General features: G+C 64.5%; 17 protein-coding genes. 8 read left to right on the forward strand and 9 right to left on the reverse strand.

The window, feature by feature from the left end:
- Window positions 1-43: 43 nt before the first annotated feature.
- Window positions 44-1,750, reverse strand: coding sequence for a methyl-accepting chemotaxis protein (locus AB4Z32_RS19290; protein WP_442123480.1), 1,707 nt, complete (start codon window positions 1,748-1,750; stop codon window positions 44-46).
- 305 nt (window positions 1,751-2,055) lie between these two features.
- Here AB4Z32_RS19290 and AB4Z32_RS19295 point away from each other — a divergent pair, with 305 nt between their 5' ends.
- Window positions 2,056-3,381: an amidohydrolase gene (locus tag AB4Z32_RS19295; RefSeq protein ID WP_442123481.1), complete on the forward strand. Its 1,326-nt coding sequence runs from the start codon at window positions 2,056-2,058 to the stop codon at window positions 3,379-3,381.
- A 70-nt stretch (window positions 3,382-3,451) separates the two neighbouring features.
- On the opposite strand, the gene AB4Z32_RS19300 is transcribed toward AB4Z32_RS19295, so the two are convergent.
- From AB4Z32_RS19300 to AB4Z32_RS19310, 3 genes are all read right to left on the reverse strand, one after another.
- Window positions 3,452-3,865: a PRC-barrel domain-containing protein gene (locus AB4Z32_RS19300; protein ID WP_442123482.1), complete on the reverse strand. Its 414-nt coding sequence runs from the start codon at window positions 3,863-3,865 to the stop codon at window positions 3,452-3,454.
- A gap of 114 nt (window positions 3,866-3,979) precedes the next feature.
- Window positions 3,980-5,668, reverse strand: coding sequence for a methyl-accepting chemotaxis protein (locus AB4Z32_RS19305; RefSeq protein ID WP_442123483.1), 1,689 nt, complete (start codon window positions 5,666-5,668; stop codon window positions 3,980-3,982).
- 150 nt (window positions 5,669-5,818) lie between these two features.
- Window positions 5,819-7,423: a methyl-accepting chemotaxis protein gene (locus AB4Z32_RS19310; RefSeq protein WP_442123484.1), complete on the reverse strand. Its 1,605-nt coding sequence runs from the start codon at window positions 7,421-7,423 to the stop codon at window positions 5,819-5,821.
- 235 nt (window positions 7,424-7,658) lie between these two features.
- Between AB4Z32_RS19310 and AB4Z32_RS19315 the strand changes: the two genes are divergently transcribed.
- From AB4Z32_RS19315 to AB4Z32_RS19340, 6 genes are all read left to right on the forward strand, one after another.
- Window positions 7,659-9,332: a CTP synthase gene (locus tag AB4Z32_RS19315; RefSeq protein WP_442123485.1), complete on the forward strand. Its 1,674-nt coding sequence runs from the start codon at window positions 7,659-7,661 to the stop codon at window positions 9,330-9,332.
- Window positions 9,329-10,180: a 3-deoxy-8-phosphooctulonate synthase gene (gene kdsA / locus AB4Z32_RS19320; RefSeq protein WP_442123486.1), complete on the forward strand. Its 852-nt coding sequence runs from the start codon at window positions 9,329-9,331 to the stop codon at window positions 10,178-10,180. Before AB4Z32_RS19315 ends, kdsA begins: the two co-directional genes overlap by 4 nt.
- Before the next feature lie 161 nt (window positions 10,181-10,341).
- Window positions 10,342-11,628 (forward strand): phosphopyruvate hydratase, encoded by a 1,287-nt coding sequence (gene eno / locus AB4Z32_RS19325; RefSeq protein ID WP_442123487.1) that lies wholly within the window; start codon window positions 10,342-10,344, stop codon window positions 11,626-11,628.
- A gap of 91 nt (window positions 11,629-11,719) precedes the next feature.
- Complete coding sequence (gene ftsB / locus AB4Z32_RS19330; RefSeq protein WP_442123488.1) at window positions 11,720-12,085, forward strand: cell division protein FtsB; 366 nt, start codon at window positions 11,720-11,722, stop codon at window positions 12,083-12,085.
- 4 nt (window positions 12,086-12,089) lie between these two features.
- The gene (locus AB4Z32_RS19335) at window positions 12,090-12,332 is read left to right on the forward strand and encodes a hypothetical protein (RefSeq protein ID WP_442123489.1); all 243 of its coding nucleotides are present in this window, start codon (window positions 12,090-12,092) and stop codon (window positions 12,330-12,332) included.
- A 104-nt stretch (window positions 12,333-12,436) separates the two neighbouring features.
- A complete protein-coding gene (locus tag AB4Z32_RS19340) occupies window positions 12,437-13,240 on the forward strand; it encodes a hypothetical protein (protein WP_442123490.1) in 804 nt (267 codons plus the stop codon).
- Window positions 13,241-13,284: 44 nt separating this feature from the next.
- Here the strand turns inward: AB4Z32_RS19340 and AB4Z32_RS19345 are convergent, their stop codons facing one another.
- From AB4Z32_RS19345 to AB4Z32_RS19365, 5 genes are all read right to left on the reverse strand, one after another.
- Window positions 13,285-13,710 carry a PAAR domain-containing protein gene (locus AB4Z32_RS19345; RefSeq protein WP_442123491.1) on the reverse strand — a complete coding sequence of 142 codons (426 nt, stop codon included), beginning with the start codon at window positions 13,708-13,710 and terminating at the stop codon, window positions 13,285-13,287.
- Window positions 13,711-14,072: 362 nt separating this feature from the next.
- Window positions 14,073-14,846, reverse strand: a complete 774-nt coding sequence (locus AB4Z32_RS19350) for a DUF3108 domain-containing protein (RefSeq protein ID WP_442123492.1) — start codon at window positions 14,844-14,846, stop codon at window positions 14,073-14,075.
- 105 nt (window positions 14,847-14,951) lie between these two features.
- Window positions 14,952-15,374, reverse strand: a complete 423-nt coding sequence (locus tag AB4Z32_RS19355; protein ID WP_442123493.1) for an acyl-CoA thioesterase — start codon at window positions 15,372-15,374, stop codon at window positions 14,952-14,954.
- A 9-nt stretch (window positions 15,375-15,383) separates the two neighbouring features.
- Window positions 15,384-16,340 (reverse strand): Hsp33 family molecular chaperone HslO, encoded by a 957-nt coding sequence (hslO, locus tag AB4Z32_RS19360; protein ID WP_442123494.1) that lies wholly within the window; start codon window positions 16,338-16,340, stop codon window positions 15,384-15,386.
- Window positions 16,341-16,343: 3 nt separating this feature from the next.
- A complete protein-coding gene (locus tag AB4Z32_RS19365) occupies window positions 16,344-16,868 on the reverse strand; it encodes a gamma carbonic anhydrase family protein (protein WP_442123495.1) in 525 nt (174 codons plus the stop codon).
- Window positions 16,869-17,034: 166 nt separating this feature from the next.
- Here AB4Z32_RS19365 and AB4Z32_RS19370 point away from each other — a divergent pair, with 166 nt between their 5' ends.
- A complete protein-coding gene (locus AB4Z32_RS19370) occupies window positions 17,035-17,913 on the forward strand; it encodes an alpha/beta fold hydrolase (RefSeq protein WP_442123496.1) in 879 nt (292 codons plus the stop codon).
- Window positions 17,914-17,962 lie beyond the last annotated feature (49 nt).

Consider the following 17,962-nt stretch of genomic DNA (forward strand, 5'->3'; position numbering starts at 1 on the left):
CTGGACCCCCGCCTTCGCGGGGGCGACGTTTACAAGCTAACGCTTAAAACTCTTCCCAATCCGCCTCAACCGCCTGCTTCGACGTCCTCGCCGGTCTGGCGGACGCAGCCTTCACCACCTGGGTGCTTGCGCGCGGCAGGGCCGGCCGCGCCGGCACGGCCTTGACCGGCGCCGCAGCCACCGCGCCGAAGTCGTGCGAGCGATCCAGCTTGAACACGCTGACCACTTCGGCCAGCTTGGCGGCCTGGTCCTGCATCGAGGCGGCGGCGGCCGCCGCTTCTTCGACCAGGGCCGCGTTTTGCTGGGTCACCTGGTCCATCTGGCCGATGGCCTGGTTGACCTGTTCGATACCGCCGGTCTGTTCCTGGCTGGCGCTGGTGATCTCGCCCATGATGTCGGTCACGCGGCGGATGCTGGTCACCACCTGTTCCATGGTGGCGCCGGCCTGGTCGACCAGCCTGGCGCCGGTGTCGACCTTGGCCACCGAGGCCGTGATCAGTTCCTTGATTTCCTTGGCGGCCGCAGCCGAGCGCTGGGCCAGGGTGCGCACTTCGCCCGCCACGACCGCGAAGCCGCGGCCCTGTTCGCCGGCGCGGGCCGCTTCCACGGCCGCGTTCAGCGCCAGGATATTGGTCTGGAAGGCGATGCCGTCGATGACGCTGATGATGTCGACGATCTTGTTGGCCGAATCGTTGATCTCGCCCATGGTGGTAACGACTTCGCCGACCACGGCGCCGCCCTGGGTCGCCACCTGGGAGGCGGCGATGGCGAGCTGGTTGGCCTGGCGTGCGTTGTCGGCGTTCTGGCGCACGGTGGTGGTCAGCTCTTCCATCGAGGCCGCCGTCTCTTCCAGCGCGCCCGCCTGCTGCTCGGTGCGCGAGGAGAGATCGAGGTTGCCGGCGCTGATCTCGCGCGAAGCGGTGGCGATGGTGTCGGTGCCGCCGCGGACCTGGCCGACGATGCCCACCAGGCTGTCGTTCATGTGGCGCAGGGCGCGCAGCAGGGCGCCGGTTTCGTCCTTGGTGTTGGCCACGATGTCGTGGGTCAGGTCGCCGCTTGCCACGGTTTCGGCCACGCCGACCGCCTGGCGGATCGGCAGCACGATGCCGCGGGTGAGCACCCAGGAGATCACGCCGCCCAGCAGCACCGCGCAGCCGCACAGGATCATGATCAGCCAGGTGGCCTTGTCGGCATTGCCGTCGATGCCGCTGGCGGTGGCGTCCATGCTGTTACGCTGCATGGTGACCAGTTGCAGCAGCAGGTCCTGGTACTTCTGCGCCGCCGGGGTGAATTCCTTGTCGAGGATGCGTGCCGCTTCTTCCGCGTTGCCGTCGGCCTTGGCCTTGACGGTGCCGTCGCGCGAGGCGCTGTACACCTTGCGCTGTTCCAGGATCTTCGCGAACAGCTCCTTTTCCGGACCGCTGGCGGCGATCAGCGGCTCGATCTGCTTGAGCAGCTCGGCGGCTTTCTTCACCGAGGCGGCCGAGTCTTCCTTGAAGTAGGCGCCCAGCGACGGATCGGAGCTCTTGGCGATGGCCGCGGTACGGCGGATCGACGCGAAGTTCAGCGTGTACCAGTCGGTAATCAAACGTTCCTTGGCCAGCGGCACGGCCATCATGTTCTTGGTCGCGTCGGCCACCTGGGCCATGCGCCAGGCGCCGACGGCGGAAATGACCACCGTCATCGCGAGAATGACGGCAAAGCCGAGTCCAAGGCGTTTGCCGATCTTGATGTTTGCAACGAATCCCATCGATATTCCTTTGTACGAATTGCGGCCGGCCACGCGTGAAGGAAGCAGCTCGAACTGGAGCGTGGACACGTGTCTTGGGGGCTGGGCCGGAGAAGACTGAATTGTACTGACGGAAATTTCTTTCAGGAATGAAAAAATTCTTTATGGAAAAATTTTTGCAACATTTTGTAGGGAATATCCGACACTTTACCCGTGGGATTGTTAAATTGAACATTGTTACATCCTGAATGATCTGTTAGCGTAAAAAAGAAGGCCGGGCTCGTCCGCCGCTTTTTTTGTCTCATCACGCAAAGAGTAAATACGCAATGAAGTCATCCAGCATCCTCCGTAACACCCTGTTCCTGGCCGGACTCATCGGCGGCAGCGCCGGCGCCGCAACGCTGCCCGCACCGTTCGCGGAACAGCTGAACGCCAACTACCCGGCGATCGAAAGCCTGTACCAGGACCTGCACCGCAACCCGGAAATCGGCTTCGCCGAACACCAGACCGCCGCCAAGCTGGCCAAGCTGGCCAAGGACCTGGGCTTCGAGGTCACCACCGGCGTCGGCGGCACCGGCGTGGTGGCGATCCTGAGGAACGGCCCCGGCCCGACCGTGATGCTGCGCACCGAAATGGACGCGCTGCCGGTCCAGGAAAAGACCGGCCTGCCGTTCGCCAGCAAGGCGACCACCAAGAACGCCGCCGGCGAGACCGTCGCCCTGGCCCACGCCTGCGGCCACGACCTGCACATGTCGGCCTGGTACGGCACCGCCAAGCTGATGGCGGAAAACCGCAAGGCCTGGAGCGGCACCCTGATGCTGATCGGCCAGCCGTCGGAAGAAACCGTGCACGGCGCCGAAGCGATGCTGAAGGACGGCCTGTTCAAGCGCTTCCCGAAGCCTGACTACGCACTGTCCTTCCACGACGACGCCACCATGCCGTCGGGTACGATCATGTACCACGCCGGCCCGTTCCGTGCTTCGTCGGACGTGGTCACCATCACCGTCAATGGCCAGGGCGGCCATGGCGCCGTGCCGCACGAGGCGCGCGACCCGATCGTGATCGCCGCGCGCATCGTGATGGCGCTGCAGACCCTGGTCTCGCGCGAGAACAACCCGATCGATCCGGCCGTCATCACCGTGGGCAGCATCCACGGCGGCACCGTGGCCAACATCATTCCGGACCAGGTCAAGCTGCAGCTGTCGGTGCGTACCTTCAAGCCGGAAGTGCGCAAGCGCATCCTGGCGAGCATCGCGCGCGAAGCCAAGGGCGAAGCCATGGCCGCCGGCGCGCCGAAGGAGCCGCTGGTGGTAGTCGAGCCGGGCACCGATTCGGTCTACAACGATCCGGAGCTGATCGGCCGCATGGTGAAGGTGGTGCAGGGCGCCGTCGGCCCCGAGTTCGTGAAGGAGATGCCGGCCAAGATGACCTCGGAAGACTTCTCGCAGTACGGCCTGCAGCCGGGCGTGAAGGCGATCCTGCTGCACGTCGGCGCGGTCGATGGCAAGCGCCTGGAAGCCGCCAGGAAGGCCGGCGAACCGCTGCCGGGCACCCACTCGCCGCAATGGGCGCCGGACTTCAAGCCGACCGTGGTGAATACCATCAAGGCCGAGACTGCGATTCTGCTGGATCTGATGGCGCCGAAGAAGTAATCGTCAGCACCGTTAGCGTTTGATCCGTCGTCCCCGCCTTCGCGGGGATGACGTTTTTCATGCGACGTTTTTATGCGCCGGTTTCCACCGGCTGCGTACCGAAGTAGTCATGCACCGCGCCGACCCATTCGAGGTCGGCCATGTCCGGCCAGTGGTCGGTATCGAATCCGGGCGCGTTCTCGATGCGCTCTTTTGGAATGTCCATCGTGAAGCGCTTGTGCCGCGTATCGAGCGTGAGGGCCTGCCAGGGCACCGCGAACAGTTTTTCGCCCAGGCCCAGGAAGCGGCCGGTGGACATCACCGCGTAGGCGATGGCACCGCTGCGCATGTCGACCATGAACTCCTTGATGACGCCCAGGTGCTCGTTCTGCAGGTTATGGACATGGTCGCCGATCAGGGTATTCGCGCCCATCATTTCCGGGCCCGGTCCCTTGCCGTGCTTGTTCTTGTACATGCCGTAGTCGTCTCTTTCCTCGTAGGACATCTCCACCTCCTTGATCTGGAAGCGCAAGGATAACCCGAGTCGGGACAAACTCCGTTCGGAGGCGCACGGTCCAGAGATCGAAGTAGGGTGGACACCCTGTGCCCACCCTAGGAATCAGAACTCTTCCCAGCCGTCGCCGACGGTGGCGCTGGCGGCAGGGCGTTTGGCGGCTGCGGCGCGCGCCGGCTTCGGCGCCGGCTGCGGGCGCACGGCGGGCAGGCTGGCTGCCGGTTCGATTCGCGACGGCGCGGCCTGGCGCTCGACCTTGAACACGTCAACGGCGTGGGCCAGCTTGGCCGCCTGGTCCTGCAGCGAGCCGGCGGCCGCCGCCGATTCCTCGACCAGGGCCGCGTTCTGCTGGGTGGTTTCGTCCATCTGGGTGATGGCCTGGTTCACCTGCTCGATGCCGTCGGTCTGTTCCTGGCTGGCGGATGCGATTTCGGCCATGATGTCGGTGACGCGCTGGATCGCGTCCACCACCTGGCCCATCGTGTCGCCGGCCTGGTCGACCAGCCTTGCGCCGGCATCGACCTTGCCGACCGAGTCGTCGATCAGGGCCTTGATTTCCTTGGCCGCCGCCGCCGAACGCTGGGCCAGGGTGCGCACTTCGCTCGCCACCACGGCAAAGCCGCGGCCCTGCTCGCCGGCGCGCGCCGCTTCCACGGCCGCGTTCAGGGCCAGGATATTGGTCTGGAAGGCGATGCCGTCGATGACGCCGATGATGTCGACGACCTTCTTCGACGATTCGTTGATCGAACCCATGGTCAGGATCACCTGGCCGACCACGTCGCCGCCCTTGGTGGCGACGCTGGAGGCGCTGATCGCCAGCTGGTTGGCCTGGCGCGCGTTGTCCGCGTTCTGGCGCACGGTGTCGGTCAGGTGCGCCATCGAGGCCGCGGTTTCTTCCAGCGCGGCGGCCTGCTGCTCGGTGCGCGAGGAGAGGTCGAGGTTGCCGGCCGAGATTTCGCCGGCCGCGCCGTGGATTGCCGAGGTGCCGCCGCGGACTTCGCTGACGATGCCGACCAGGCTGTCGTTCATGTGGCGCAGTGCGCGCAGCAGGGCGCCGGTTTCGTCCTTCGCGCTCGATTCGATGTGGCGGGTGAGGTCGCCGGAAGCCACCGTCTCGGCCACTTCCACCGCTTCGCGGATCGGGCCGACGATGCCGCGGGTGAGCAGGATCGAGCTGATCGCGCCGAGTGCGACGGCGCACACGGACAGCACGGTGATCAGGCGTTCGCTGGCGCCGGCGCCGGCCTGGATGTCGACCTTGGCGGCATCGATGCGCGCGTTCTGCATCGCCACCAGCTGCTGCACGGCTTCCTGGTAAGCCTTGGCGGTCGGGGAGAATTTCTCGTCGAGGATCCGAGCTGCCAGTTCGGTGTCGCGGTCGGCCTTGGCCTTGACCGCGGCATCGCGCGCCGCCGAATAGCCCTTGCGCAGTTCGCCGATGCGGTCCCACAGCGCCTTTTCTTCGCCGGCGGCGATCAGCGGTTCGATCTGCTTGACCAGGTCGGCCGCGCGCTTGCCGGTGGCGGCCGCGTCTTCCTTGAAGTAGTCGCCCAGCGAGGGATCGCTGCTCTTGACGATGGCGGCGGTGCGGCGCACGGCGGCGAAGATCTGCACATACCACTCGCCCACCAGGCGCTCCTTGGTCAGGGGGACGGTGAGTACCTCGGCGGACTCGTTGGCCACCTTGGTCAGGCGCGACATGCCGACGCCCGCGATCAGCACGGCCATCGCCAGGGTCAGCGAGAAGCCAATGGCGAGCCGTTTACCGATATTGAATTGACTGAAAAAACCCATGACTGTCCTCGAAAGCGAAACCTTTAGTGAATATTCACAAAAGATTGTACTTTCGATGCAGTAATCTCTGTTGCTTTTGGGAACATTTTTGCAACATTGTGCGGCGCCGGCCCAACAGCCGATAAAAATCTGTCAAGCCGGAGGAGGGTCTCAGGCGGTCAATGCCGGACGCCTGGCTGACGCCGCCGGCCCCGTATTGCGCTGTGCGTGCTCCAGCCTGAACACGCTGACCACCTCGGCCAGCCTGGCGGCCTGGTCCTGCATCGAGGCGGCCGCCGCCGCCGCTTCTTCGACCAGGGCCGCGTTTTGCTGGGTCACCTGGTCCATCTGGCCGATGGCCTGGTTGACGTGCTCGATGCCACCGGTCTGTTCCTGGCTGGCGCTGGTGATCTCGCCCATGATGTCGGTCACGCGGCGGATGCTGCTCACCACCTGTTCCATGGTGGCACCGGCCTGGTCGACCAGCCTGGCGCCGGTGTCGACCTTGGCCACCGAGGCCGTGATCAGTTCCTTGATTTCCCTGGCGGCCGCAGCCGAGCGCTGGGCCAGGTTGCGCACCTCCGAGGCCACGACCGCAAAACCGCGGCCCTGTTCGCCTGCGCGGGCCGCTTCCACGGCCGCGTTCAGCGCCAGGATATTGGTCTGGAAGGCGATGCCGTCGATGACGCCGATGATGTCGACGATGCGCTTGGCCGAATCATTGATCTCGCCCATGGTGGTGACGACTTCGCCGACCACGGCGCCGCCCTGGGTCGCGACTTCGGAAGCCGTGATCGCAAGGTGGTTGGCCTGGCGCGCGTTGTCGGCGTTCCGGCGCACGGTGGTGGTCAGCTCTTCCATCGAGGCCGCCGTTTCTTCCAGGGAGCCGGCCTGCTGTTCGGTGCGGGCCGAGAGGTCGAGATTGCCGGCGCTGATCTCGCGCGAGGCGGTGGCGATGGTGTCGGTGCCGCCGCGGACCTGGCTGACGATGCCCACCAGGCTGTCGTTCATGTGGCGCAGGGCGCGCAGCAGGGCGCCGGTCTCGTCGTTCGAGCGGCTTTCGATATGCTGGGTCAGGTCGCCGGCGGCAACCAGTTCGGCCACGCCGACCGCCTGGCGGATCGGCAGCACGATGCCGCGGGTGAGCAGCGAGGAACAGATCGCGCCAAGCGCCACCACCACCGCGGTGAGGATGACGATCATGCGGATGCCGCCCTGGTTGTCGGCCTTGATGTCCGCGGCGATGGCATCGATGCGCTGCTGCTGCATCTTGACCAGGTCGGCCAGGGCGCCCTCATACGCATCGGCGGCGGGCACGTATTCCTGGTTCAGGATCCGGTCCGCGCCATCGGCATCGCCGGCCCCGCGCAACTTGATCGCCTTGTCCTTTGCCGCCGTATAAGCCTTGCGCAGTGCGTTGATGTGATCGAACAGGGCATGTTCCTTCTCGCCTTCGAGCAGCGGTTCGATCTGCTTGATCAGCTCGGTCGTACGGCCGGCGGTCTTGGCGCCATCGGCCTTGAAGAACTCGACCAGGCTGGGGTCGTTGCTCTTGACGATCGCCGCCGTCCGGCGCACCGCAGCAAAGGTCTGGGTGTGCCATTCCGACATCATGCGCTCCTTGGCCAGCGGCGCCGCCATCATGGCGTTGGTCGCGTCGGCGACCGTATTCAGGCGCCAGATGCCGGCAACGGCGATCAGGACAGCCAGTCCGATCACCAGGGAAAACCCGGCGCCGAGGCGCTTGCCGATATTTAAGTTAGTAAAGAAATCCACTGCAATCCTTGATTTGGTTATTTATTGGCGGAAATTTTACCTGCCACAAGGTTACAAAAGGCTTTCACCAGGCGGTATTGATGTTGCTTTGCAACACGCAGGAACGACGAGCTGGATGCAAGTTGAACGCTGCAGCGTGGTTTTACCGAAGTTGCCAAGTTGTATTGAAGAAGTATTTGCAGGATTAAGGTATAATTTCAATTTCCCGCGCGTGCCGTTCGGCACCTTCTGCACAATGACCAAATTCGTATTCGTCACTGGCGGCGTCGTGTCTTCCCTGGGTAAAGGGATCGCGGCCGCTTCCCTCGCCGCGATCCTCGAATCGCGCGGTCTCAAAGTCACCCTCCTGAAGCTCGACCCGTACATCAACGTGGACCCGGGCACGATGAGCCCGACCCAGCACGGCGAAGTGTTCGTCACCGACGATGGCGCCGAGACCGACCTCGACCTCGGCCACTACGAGCGCTTCATCAGCACCCGCATGCGCAAGGTGAACAACTTCACCACCGGCCAGATCTATGAATCGGTGATCCGCAAGGAACGCCGCGGCGAGTATCTCGGCAAGACCGTGCAGGTGATCCCGCACATCACCAACGAGATCCAGGACTTCATCCGCCGCGGCGCCGAAGGCGTGGACGTGGCGCTGGTCGAGATCGGCGGCACCGTCGGCGACATCGAGTCGCTGCCCTTCCTGGAAGCCGCGCGCCAGCTGTCGCTGCGCTCGGGCCGCAAGGGCGCGGCCTTCGTCCACCTGACCCTGGTGCCCTGGATCGCCTCCGCCGGCGAACTCAAGACCAAGCCGACCCAGCACTCGGTACAGAAACTGCGCGAGATCGGCATTTCGCCGAACGCGCTGCTGTGCCGCGCCGACCGCCGCATCCCGGACGACGAGCGTGCGAAGATCTCGCTGTTCGCCAACGTCGAAGAGCAGGCCGTCATTTCCGTGTGGGACGTCGACACCATCTACAAGGTGCCGCAGGTGCTGTGCGACCAGGGCCTGGACGACATCATCCTGGAAGCGCTGGGCATCGATGCGCCGCCGGCCGACCTGTCGATGTGGACCAAGCTGATCCACACGCTGGAAAACCCGAAGCACGAAGTGACCATCGGCATGGTCGGCAAGTACGTCGACCTGATCGAGTCCTATAAATCGCTGACCGAGGCGCTGCGCCACGCCGGCATCCACACCGAGAGCCGCGTCAACATCGAGTACATCGACTCGGAAGAGATCGAGAGCACCGGCTGCGCCCACCTGGCCAAGTACGACGCCATCCTGGTGCCGGGCGGCTTCGGCAAGCGCGGCGTGGAAGGCAAGATCATGGCCGCGCGCTATGCCCGCGAGAACAAGATCCCTTACCTCGGCATCTGCCTGGGCATGCAGGTTGCGCTGATCGAATACGCGCGCCATGTGGCCGGCCTGCCGAACGCCAACTCGACCGAGTTCGATCCGGAAACCGACCAGCCGGTCGTCGCCTTGATTACCGAGTGGCAGAACCACGACGGCAAGGTCGAGAAGCGCGACGTGAATTCGGACCTGGGCGGCACCATGCGCCTGGGCGCCCAGACCTGCGCGGTGAATCCGGGCACGCTGGCCGCCGAGATCTACGGCAACGTCGTGACCGAGCGCCACCGTCACCGCTACGAAGGCAACAACTACTACCTGCCGAAGATCGAAGCGGCCGGCCTGGTGGTGTCGGCCCGTACGCCGAACGAAGACCTGCTGGAGATCATGGAACTCTCGCGCGAAAACCACCCGTGGTACATCGGCGTGCAGTTCCACCCGGAATTCAAGTCGACCCCGCGTAACGGCCACCCGCTGTTCACCTCGTTCATCAAGGCGGCCCTGGTCCACCAGGCCGACAACAAACAGGCCGCGAACACCCCGGCCGTGCAAGGAGAAGTGGCATGAAGCTTTGCGGATTCGAAGTCGGCCTCGACCAGCCGATCTTCCTGATTGCCGGTACCTGCGTGATCGAATCGCGCCAGATGGCGATGGACGTCGCCGGCCAGCTCAAGGAAATCACCAGCGCGCTGGGTATCCCGTACATCTATAAATCGTCGTTCGACAAGGCCAACCGCTCGTCCGGTAAATCGTTCCGCGGTCCGGGCATGGAGAAGGGCCTGGAGATCCTGGCCGACGTGCGCAAGGAGATCGGCGTGCCGGTCCTGACCGACGTCCACACCGAGGAAGAGATTCCGATGGTGGCCAGCGTGGTCGACGTCCTGCAGACCCCGGCCTTCCTGTGCCGCCAGACCGACTTCATCAACGCCGTCGCGCGTTCGGGCAAGCCGGTCAACATCAAGAAGGGCCAGTTCCTGGCGCCGGGCGACATGAAGAACGTGATCGACAAGGCGCGCGCGGCGGCTGCGGAAGTGGGCCTGCCGGACCAGTTCATGGCCTGCGAACGCGGCGTCTCGTTCGGCTACAACAACCTGGTGTCGGACATGCGCTCGCTCGCCATCATGCGCGAATCGAACTGCCCGATCGTGTTCGACGCGACCCACTCGGTGCAGCTGCCGGGCGGCCAGGGCACCTCGTCCGGCGGCCAGCGCGAGCACGTGCCGGTGCTGGCGCGCGCCGCGGTGGCCGCCGGCGTGTCGGGCCTGTTCATGGAGACCCACCCGAACCCGGCCTGCGCGCTGTCGGACGGTCCGAATGCGGTGCCGCTGGGACGCATGAAGGAATTGCTGACGACCCTGGTCGAGATCGATCGTATCGTTAAAAAAGCTGGCTTTATCGAATCCAACTTCGAATAAGCTGCTGCACGTATTAAGAACACGCACGTATAAATTACGTCGCCCCCGCGAAGGCGGGGGGCCAGGTTCTGCTTGCATCTCGACTGCTCTTGCAAACTTGGGTTCCCGCCTCCGCGGGAACGACGGGTAACGATTTCTTTACTTTCTGGAGACTGAGAACCATGAGTGCTATCGTTGATATCATCGGCCGCGAAATCATCGACTCGCGCGGCAATCCGACCGTCGAGTGCGATGTGCTGCTGGAATCTGGCGTGATGGGCCGCGCCGCCGTGCCGTCGGGCGCATCGACCGGTTCGCGCGAAGCGATCGAGCTGCGTGACGGCGATCCGAAGCGTTACTTCGGCAAGGGCGTGCTGCAGGCCTGCGAGAACATCAACACCGAGATCAGCGAAGCCATCATGGGCCTGGACGCCAACGAACAGGCATTCCTGGACCGCACCCTGATCGACCTGGACGGCACCGAGAACAAGAGCCGCCTGGGCGCGAACGCGATGCTGGCCGTCTCCATGGCCGTGGCCAAGGCAGCCGCCGAAGAAGCCGGCCTGCCGCTGTACCGCTACTTCGGCGGTTCGGGCGCGATGCAGATGCCGGTGCCGATGATGAACGTCATCAACGGCGGCGCCCACGCCGACAACAACCTGGACATCCAGGAATTCATGATCATCCCGGTGGGCGCCCCGTCCTTCAAGGAAGCGGTCCGCTACGGCGCCGAGGTGTTCCACACCCTGAAGAAGATCCTGCACTCGAAGGGCCTGAACACCGCCGTCGGCGACGAAGGCGGCTTCGCTCCGTCGGTCGCCAACCATGAAGAAGCGATCAAGCTGATCATGCAGGCGATCGAGCAGGCCGGCTACGAAGCCGGCACCCAGATCGCGATCGGCCTGGACTGCGCCGCCAGCGAGTTCTACAAGGACGGCAAGTACGTGCTGGAAGGCGAAGGCGGCCTGCAGCTTTCGGCAACCGACTTCACCAACATGCTGGCCACCTGGTGCGACAAGTACCCGATCATCTCGATCGAGGACGCGATGGCCGAAGGCGACTGGGACGGCTGGAAGATCCTGACCGACCGCCTGGGCAAGCAGGTGCAGCTGGTGGGCGACGACCTGTACGTCACCAACACCAAGATCCTGAAAGAGGGCATCCAGAAGGGCATCGCCAACTCGATCCTCATCAAGATCAACCAGATCGGCACCCTGACCGAGACCTTCGCCGCCATCGAGATGGCCAAGCGCGCAGGCTACACCGCCGTGATCTCGCACCGTTCGGGCGAGACCGAAGACTCGACCATCGCCGACATCGCGGTTGGCCTGAACGCCCTGCAGATCAAGACCGGCTCGATGTCGCGTTCGGACCGCATGGCCAAGTACAACCAGTTGCTGCGCATCGAGGAAGACCTGGGCGACATCGCCAGCTACCCGGGCCGCGACGCGTTCTACAACCTGAAGTAATCGGGTCATGCAGTAGCCGAAGATTCGGGAGCCATTCCGCACGGCCAAAGGCCGGCCGGATTGTCTTCCGAATTTTTACATCATCCTCACCATGCGCATTATTACCCTTGCCCTTGCCGCTTTGCTGCTGCTGATTCAGTACCCGCTCTGGCTGGGAAAAGGGGGCTGGCTCGACGTCGGCGAGCTGGAACGCACACTCGCCGCCAGCCGCGCCCGCACCGACCAGCTGAAGGCGCGCAACGCCAAGCTCGAGTCCGAAGTACGCGACCTGAAGGACGGCACCGAAGCCGTCGAAGAGCGTGCCCGCTACGAACTCGGCATGATCAAGCAGAACGAGATCTTCGTGCAGGTGCTGCGCAAGGACGAGAAGCCGGCGGTCATGATGACCCCGCCGCCGCCGCCGCGCGAACCCAAGGGCGCCAAGGGCGCCAAACCGCAAAAGCCGCCCGACGACTGAACCCATGTCCGACACCCTGAACACACTGGAATCCGTCGCCGCCTGCCTGGCCGCCGCCTTCGAAAGCGGGGATGCCGACGCCATGAGTGCGGCGCTGGCCAAGGTGGCCGACTCCGACGGCCTGCCGCTGCTTGCAGCCGCCGCCAGCCTGCCGCGCGCCCAGCTCGCGGACGCCATGCGCGCAGGCGAGATGAGCCTCGACACCACGCTGGCGATCATGAAGGTGATCGACCTGCACATGCCGTGACAGAGCTGGCTTTTAAGCCGCCCGCTTTTAAGTCGCCAATAAGTGACGTTTAAATCATTCTAAAATACAATAGTTTCCTTTAAGCCAATTGCTTAGGAGACCTTTTGCATTTCGTCCCCCTCTGGACACTTCCCCGTCTCGTGTGCGGCATCCTGGCCTGCCTGGGCGCCGCCCATGGCGCGGCCCAGGAGCATGAGCCATCCCCGCAAGCGCCCGCGCCCGAGGCCGAGGCCAAGCCCGCGTTCACGGTCACGATCAAGGAATCGAGGAAATTCGGCGAGCTGCCCTACCGTCCCTTCATCGACAGCTTCCGGCTGCTGCAGTCCTACCAGCCGCCGGAACCGCGGCTGGTCGACGTGCTGGTGCGGGCACGCTATCCGTCGATGTCCGACGTCGAACAGGACGCCTACCTGCCCAAGAAGTGGGGCGTGGCCATCGTCAGCCGCTCGGTGGACGTGACGGTGCCGGTGCGCCGCGGCGGCTATTTCGTGCCGCCCGACCTGGAGGCCGCATATACGGAGGAGGGAAGCATCCTGTTCAGGGAGCCGACCACCAAGCCCCTGTACCTGTATTTTTCGCTGCGCGTCGGCGCCGGCCAGCGCATCCGCTACGCCGACCTCGGCAAGGCCTCTCAGCAGATCGATACGCTGCTGGGGAAGATTTCCTACTTCAACCAGCGCCTGCGTCACCTCAAGCGCGACAAGCACGACGCCATTAAAGCCTGCTTCCTCGACGCCGGCGGCGACATCCTCATCGACGGCAAATCGGTGGCCGACGCCACCATCGGCAACTGCAAGGTCCTCAGGATCGATCCGGAGCGCGTGAAGGGCGGCGACGTGATCGAGTTTTCCGGCGCACTCGACATCGTCACCTTTGCCGAGATCAGCAGAAAGGCGAATCCGGCCTGAGCCGCCGACGCCGCTCCGGCGACGGCAGCCCGGGCGCCGGATGCTCAGGCGGCGCTGCCCGCCAGCGGCGGCACGTAGCCGGGTTCCAGCAGGCCGGGCACCGGCTCACCTTCCAGGACGACGATTTCGCCGATGCTCTGGGCGCGGGTGACGATGCGGTCGCCGTTGGCGACATGGCTGCCGACCAGGGCGATCGGGCGGTTGGCGAAGGTCGATGCGTGGCCGGCGCCCGAGGTGATCACGCTTTCGCTGCCGTCCGGGTAGCGTACGCGGTCGCCGACGCAGGCGATGCGGTAATCGTCGGCGACCTGGTCGTTCGATGCCAGTACCACCTCGCCGCCGCGGCTGGTGCGCGAGCCGATGGTCGCGATCGGGTAGCGGGCGACGACCTTGCGCGGCAGCGGGGCGGCGCCGTACGGTGTCTGCGAGAGCAAAATATGCGAAGTGTCCTTGAGTGCTGCCTTGTTCATCCTGATCTCCAAAACGACGGATTCGACTGACCGGGCCAATGCCGCCTTTGTAAAAAAGCGACATTGTCCCGGCACGGTGTGCACGGGTTCGTACACTGGCCGCCATTGGACCGCATTGTTGATTCAAACCAATTGATGTTGCTCAACTTGTCCGGAATCACGTTCTTGATTCAGGGAATTCCGACACAGCGCTTTCTGGTTCTTAGAACCAATCCCAGTAGGGAGGGCGAAGTTGATGACGAAGCATGGCAAGCGCGGGCAAGGCGCGAGGAGGCCGCATGGCGCGCCATGCAACGACGAGCAACGCAGCACCCGCTTGTCAGGCGCGTCAGCAACGACTCATTCCCTGCTGGGATTGGTTCTTAGTCGATCAGGGCCTTGACCATCACCTTGCCGTCGCGCGGCGCGCTTTCCTGGCGCACCATCACCTGGCTGCCCTTGGCGAACCAGAACTTCGCATCGGCGCCGGGCGTGCCGTAATCGGTCGTCACCACCCAGCAGTCGATCGGGCCGCCCGGTCCGGCGATGCGCTCGGAGCCCGCCACCTTGAAGTTGTAGCGTTTCGGCGCCGGCCCGCCCGGATGGTAGAAATTGATGCTGGCTTCATAGCCTTCGGCCAGCGGCAGCGCCTGCAGGAATTCGATGTCGGTCTCGAAGTTGAAGGTCGGCTCGCCCGATGCGACCGACAGCGCCTTTTGCGTGTTCTCGGCCAGGTCCTGCATGCCGCTCACGCGGTCCGGCGCGAACAGGAAGCCTTCGACCACCTTCTTGCCCTCCTTCTCGGTGACGCGCACGTGGCTCAGCGGACGGAAGGTGGCGGTGTCGAACCAGGAGTCGAGCTTCCTGACATAGCCTGGCGAGGCCGGTGCAGCGGCCGCGCCATCCCAGCGCTGCACGATGTGCAGTTGCCGCTTGCCGTCGCGCTCATCGAAACGCACTTCGCGCGCCCAGATGTCCACCGGCGTGTTGGCGCCGTCCAGCGTCCTGACGTAGCGGAGATAGTGGTGGGTGCCGGGCTTGAGCAGGTCGAAGCGCGGCAGCGGCGTGCCGACGTCGACCTGGTGGACGGCGGCCTGGGAAGACAGGGACAGGCCCGCGAGCAGGGCGGGCAGGATGAGGTGGCGCAGGGACGGCATGGCAGCTCCTTGGTGATGGATTGCTGCCAAGTATGGGGATTATGTATGTGTCAATGCAACAACAAATGGATATGCATGCGTTCGCGTGGGCTCGCAGAGCCCGCCCTAGGAAAGCGTGCCGAGCAGTGCCCTGGTTTCTTCCGGAATCGGCACCGGCCGGTTGCTCTCCCGATCCACATAAACATGCACGAAATGCCCGGCCGCCGCCGGCAGCTCGTCGTCGTTGCGGTACAGGCCGATCTCGTAGCGCACGCTGGAGTTGCCCAGCCTGGCCACGCGCACGCCCACGTGGACGGTGTCCGGGAAGGCGATCGAGCGGAAATAGGAACAGCCGGTCTCGACCACGAAACCGACCGTCTTGCCGCCACGGATGTCGAGCACGCCCCGTTCGATCAGGAAGCGGTTCACCGCCGTATCGAAGTAGCTGTAGTAATGGACGTTGTTGACGTGGCCGTAGACGTCGTTGTCCATCCAGCGGGTAGCGATCTCGCAAAAATGCGGGAAGGCGGAGCGGGGCGTGTCGCGCATGCGGACCTTTTAGTGCTTCACATCGGAGGCCGGCGCGATCGCGTCGGCAGTCAGGTCGGCTGCGAACAGCTGGGCGCAGTCGACCGCATCGAACTCGTAGTGCTTGCCGCAGAAGTCGCAGTTGATGGCCAGCTGGCCGAGGTCGTGCAGGGCCGAATCGACTTCTTCCTTGCCCAGCATCTTCAGCATATTGCCGACCTTTTCGCGCGAGCAGCTGCAGTGGAATTCCGGATGCAGCGGATCGAACACGCGGATCGTCTCTTCCCAGAACAGGCGCTTCAACAGGGTCTCCACGTCAACGCTCAGCAGCTCCTCCTGCTTCAGGGTGCCGCCCAGGGCCAGCGCGCGGTTCCAGGTCTCGATGTCTTCTTCCTCGGTCGCCTGGGCCACCTGGCCTTCGACCTCGCTGTTGCGCGGCAGCTTCTGCAGCAGCAGGCCGCGTGCGACCTTGTCGTCGGCCGCCAGCCACAGCTTGGTGTCCATCTGTTCCGAGCGCAGCATGTAGTTCTCGATCACGGTGGCGATGTCCTCGCCGTGCAGCGGCACCACGCCCTGGTAGGGCTGCTGGCCCGGCACCTTGTCCTTCGGATCGAGGGTGATCACGAAGCGGCCCTGGCCGCCGACGTTCAGCAGCTCGGTGACCGAAGCCGTGTCCGGTACCACGGCGCCCGGGCTCAGCTTGGCGGTGGCGCGCAGGTGCAGCTCGGCGTCGCACTCGACCACCAGCAGCTTGACCGGGCCGTCGCCGAAGATCTGCATCACGATTGAACCGTTGAACTTCAGGTTGGCCGACAGCAGCGCGCTGGCTGCGACCATCTCGCCCAGCAGACTCTTCACTGCCTTAGGGTAGGTGTGGCGCGACTGGATCTCGGCCCAGGCCTTGGAAACCTCGACCAGCTCGCCGCGCACGGCGGCGTTGTCGAAGATGAATTTTTGCAGGATGTCCTTGCTGGTATCAGTCGTCATTCTTTATCCGATTTTCTTGAGCTCCGCCTTGAAGCGCTGGCCGCGTTCGACATAGCTGGCGGCATTGCCTTGCAGGCGGAGCAGGTCTTCTTCCGTGAGGGTACGCACTACCTTGGCCGGGGTCCCGAGGATCAGCGAGTGGTCCGGGAATTCCTTCCCTTCGGTGACCAGGGCGCCCGCACCGACCAGGCAAGCCTTGCCGATCCTGGCGCCATTCAGGATGACCGCCTGGATGCCGATCAGCGAGCCGTCGCCGACGGTGCAGCCGTGCAGCATGGCCTGGTGGCCTACGGTGACGTTCTTGCCGAGCGTGAGCGGATAGCCCATATCGGTATGCATCACCGTGCCTTCCTGTACATTGCTGTTCTCGCCGACCGTGATGCGCTCGTTGTCGCCGCGGATCGTCACGCCGTCCCAGACCGAGGCTTTCGCTTCGATCGTCACCTTGCCGATCAGGTTGGCCGAATCGGCGACATAGCTCGAAGCGTCGATCTCGGGCGCATGCTCGCCCAGCTGGTAGATTGCCATGGATGTGCTCGCAGAAGAGTAAAGGGGTTGTAATACCGCTATTTTACGCCCTCGTGCCAGCTGTCGTCCGGCAAGGGGCAGAGATGGGGACGGTGAGCGGCAAATCAAGCTTTCGGCATATAATCTGAACGGTCGTTCTATTTTCCACCATTCAAGCAGGCTCGTCATGACTCCTTCCCGTTCCGAATTCCTCACCATCCGCGGTCTGCGCACCCACGTCCGGCACTGGGGACGGGAAGGCGCACCCAAGCTCTTCATGGCCCACGGCTGGATGGACATGTCGGCTTCCTTCCAGTTCGTGGTCGACGCCCTGCAGGGCGACTGGCACGTCATCGCCCACGACTGGCGCGGCTTCGGCCTGACCGAGCGTCCGGGCACGGACACCTACTGGTTCCCGGATTACTTTGCGGATCTCGACGCCATCCTCGACCATTACGCGCCGGGCGAGGCGGTCAAGCTGCTGGGGCACAGCATGGGTGGCAACATCGTCAGCGTGTACGCGGGCATCCGGCCGGAGCGCGTGGCGCGCCTGATCAACCTGGAAGGCTTCGGCCTGGCGGCGACCCGCCCGGAATCGGCGCCGGGCCGCTACGCCGCCTGGCTGGACGAACTCAAATCGCCGCCGGCCATGCGTCCCTACGCCAGCCTCGAGGAGGTGGCGTCGCGCCTGCGGAAGACCAATCCGCGCCTGCCGGCGGAGCGTGCCGCCTTCCTGGCGCCGCACTGGGCAGCGCGGAACGCCGACGGCGAATGGGAGATCCTGGGCGACCCGGCCCACAAGATGCGCGGCCCGCTGCTGTACCGCATCGAGGAAGTGCTGGCCTGCTGGCGCCGCGTCACGGCGCCGGTGCTGTGGGTCGAGGCCGAGCACACGAATATGTGGCTGTGGATGGGACCGAAGGAGGAGGCGCGCAGCGAAGTCGAGCGCCGCATGGGCCACCTGGCGAAGGTGACGCCGCGCATGATGCCGGATGCGGGCCACATGCTGCATCATGACCAGCCGGAAATGCTGGCGCGGATGATCGAAGAGTTTCTGGCGGTATGAGGTAAGGCGTGGGCACGGAGTGCCCACGCGTAACGCATCGTGACCGCCC

Source organism: Massilia sp. 2TAF26 (genome assembly GCF_052115005.1).
GTDB lineage: Bacteria > Pseudomonadota > Gammaproteobacteria > Burkholderiales > Burkholderiaceae_D > Telluria.